At 41.5% G+C, this 2,863-nt stretch carries 3 protein-coding genes; all 3 read right to left on the bottom strand.

The window, feature by feature from the left end; genetic code table 11:
• Positions 1 to 163: 163 nt before the first annotated feature.
• The 3 genes from R8N46_RS24310 to R8N46_RS24300 all read right to left on the bottom strand — a co-directional run bounded on the left by R8N46_RS24310 (position 164) and on the right by R8N46_RS24300 (position 2,131).
• Positions 164 to 517: a hypothetical protein gene (locus tag R8N46_RS24310; RefSeq protein ID WP_031829440.1), complete on the bottom strand. Its 354-nt coding sequence runs from the start codon at positions 515 to 517 to the stop codon at positions 164 to 166.
• Positions 518 to 726: 209 nt separating this feature from the next.
• Complete coding sequence (locus tag R8N46_RS24305) at positions 727 to 960, bottom strand: hypothetical protein (protein ID WP_064354070.1); 234 nt, start codon at positions 958 to 960, stop codon at positions 727 to 729.
• Between the two features lie 688 nt (positions 961 to 1,648).
• Positions 1,649 to 2,131: a MazG-related protein gene (locus R8N46_RS24300; protein ID WP_115386082.1), complete on the bottom strand. Its 483-nt coding sequence runs from the start codon at positions 2,129 to 2,131 to the stop codon at positions 1,649 to 1,651.
• Positions 2,132 to 2,863: the final 732 nt, after the last annotated feature.

The raw sequence follows: 2,863 nt of genomic DNA, 5'->3' as shown, positions 1-2,863 counted from the left end.
TCCATGACCCAAAATCCTTGTATTCGATGTTTCCCGTGGAGAAACCTAACGCCCTGTTAAGGTGTGAGCAACGCAATGCCTAAGCTCCCGCATACCACCTTAAACACTAAATGCAACGCATAGTGAAAATGCCACGCGTTGCGAATCACTCTTAAACAGTTTGTTAGGGCGAAACTACTTTTGATTCAGAGAACTGACAACCAGAGCACTTATAAACTCTTTTTACCGCACCTAAGTCCCCAAAAACTTCATCCGGAGCAGATGAGATTAATTCGTAGGTGCGCTTATTACATTTTGGGCAAAGTTCACCTGTAGCACTCGTTAACTCGGAAATTTGCTCCCTTAACTCTGCATTTTCGGATGTAAGGTCAGCGATTTTCAATTTCGCATCAGCTAACTCTAAGCTCAAATCAGCCAATAAGTTTTTAAACTCTGCATCTTCTATGCTTTTACTTATTTCGCGAAGCCTTGATGTCAAAGACAACGCTGTACTAATTGATGACAGAATATCAGTCATATTTATTTCTCACTCTACTGCTAATAGTTCCGATAAGCCCTAACGCCCTGTTAAGGTGTGAGCAACATAATACCGATGCCGCAGCATACCACTTTAATCACTTAAACTAACGCATGATGAAAATGCCATGCGTTGCGAATCACTCTTGAACAGTTTGTTAGTATTCAGACCCAACCTGTTACACCTAACTTAGAAAGAAGTCTTACTTATCAGTTCTCTATCGTTTTGATCCCACAGTTTTGACAGATCGTATGCCGAGAAAACTCATCCATAGAAGCTAAAAATGGACCAACTGCCCAACCTTTGATTAATCCAGCAATAAACTCTTTACGCTTTTGATGTTTTACACCAGCAAAAGGACTTGGGTTCCTAATCAATACGGTAATATGTTTAGATTTAATGTTACAAGAAGAACACTGATATTTGTCTATCTGATGAAGCACTAATTTTCCTCCTGAATACTAACGCCGCGTTAAGTGGTGAACAACGCTAACCACCAAACTTAAACCATTGTACCTTGAACACCTAACCTGATTGGAACTGAAATCGCCAAGCGTTGTGAATCCGCCTTAAACGCCTTGTTAGGCGAAGCTTCCCACCGATGTTTAAGGTTGTTTGAAAGCAGATTACCCGAAACAAAATAAGCAACCAAACACCCACTGACTTTTTGTGATTCAAGAACCATAAAAGCCACTATGTTTCAGCCAAGGTTTCAACAACCACGAAATGCAGACCTTCAGCAACAAAGTAGGTTTTGAACCCGAAAAGCCCAAAGCTGCAAACTAACAGCAAATTCGAAAGCCTCAATTGACTTGCCCTTGCCACACTTTGAGCCAGTGACACTCATCGCCAACCAGCCCCATAAAACAATGAGGCAACCCACGAACCTTGGCATGTTTTACGGTTGGAGAGGTTCAAGAATTTGAACCGACAATACCAAATTGCCGACTCAGAAAAACGAATGCTCAAAGAGAACTAAGAAGATGAGAACAAAGAACTTTCCTGCCCGTCGCCTAACGCCCAATTAAGGTGTGAAGCACGCAATACCGATGCTACCGCATACCGCCTTAATCACTAAAACTAACGCATAGTAAAAATGTCACGCGTGCTGAATCACTCTTAAATTGTTTGTTATGGCGCTCCACTCAACGTTAGCTCCTGTATGTCAATTTGGTCTACTTCCCTGCCCAATATCCGCTTGTACTCGACTAAACGATAAACTGGGATAACTGGCAACTCGATACCTTGATAATCTTTAATAACTGATTCTGAGAAGTAAATTTCAAGCTGGTGCCAAGAGCCATCTTGATGTGATTGTATCTTAGTATGTTCAGACAAACCGATTTCAATTTTTTGATTTTGGTAAACCAATTGGAAATACTCTAGATCCCAACCATATTCGGCATAATGAGTTAACGGTTTGGATATGTATTTTGCTACATGCGATAGAACTTTGTCTGCGTCTGAGTTTCGAATATAAAGATCTATATCTGCGATTTCCCGACTTCCACCATGAATAGTTGCCGCTAATCCACCTACTATTTGATACTCCACAACCTCTGCATCCAAGATCTCTTTGAGCCACTGCAAGGCTACTTTAACTTTATCACTCATCTAGTTCCCTTAGCTGAATTTTGCCTTGCGCCATAACGCCCAATTAAGGGGTGAGTAACGCAACACCAATGCCACCGCAAACCACCTTAATCACTAAAATTAACGCATACCAAAAATGCCACGCGTTACGAATCCCTCTTGAATTGTTTGTTAGTACGCTGCCCTTGAAGCCCTTTAAACAAGCCAAGATGTTGAAATATAGCACGAAATTCATGAATTAAAACGCTGGAACCAAACGGACAACTACAAAACTGGAAACCAACTTCAAAACGTAAGTTGGCTAGAAGAAAAACGCGCTCAACTCCCCTACTTTTACTGGCGTCAAATTAGAAAAGGATTCATTCCTCGCACTTCGACGGCAACACCAAAGAAAGACAATTCTGGCTTAGTAAAACCACGAAAGAGAAAAAGCACCAAAGAAATAGGCTAAGAGTTAGAACCCGTAAACGGTGAAATCAAAGCGAACACTCCGCATATAGTGCCACCGGAAAGATTGTTAAAGGCACTAACTGAAAGGTGCAAATACGAGCGCCAAAACAGATAAACACCAAAACTTATGACCTTTGATGTCAAACCCGTACTAACGCCCTGTTAAGGGGTGAGCAACGCAATACAAAAGCCGCCGCATACCACCTTAAACACTAAAACCAACGTGTAGTGAAAATGCCACGCGTTGCGAATCCCTCTTGAACAGTTTGTTAGGCGACATTTCTACGTTTAACTTCTTTCTCA

This window comes from Vibrio sp. 1874 (assembly GCF_033344395.1).
GTDB lineage: Bacteria > Pseudomonadota > Gammaproteobacteria > Enterobacterales > Vibrionaceae > Vibrio > Vibrio alginolyticus.
Note: the sequence above shows the minus strand (reverse complement) of the source record. Positions and strands in the feature narration are given on the sequence as shown.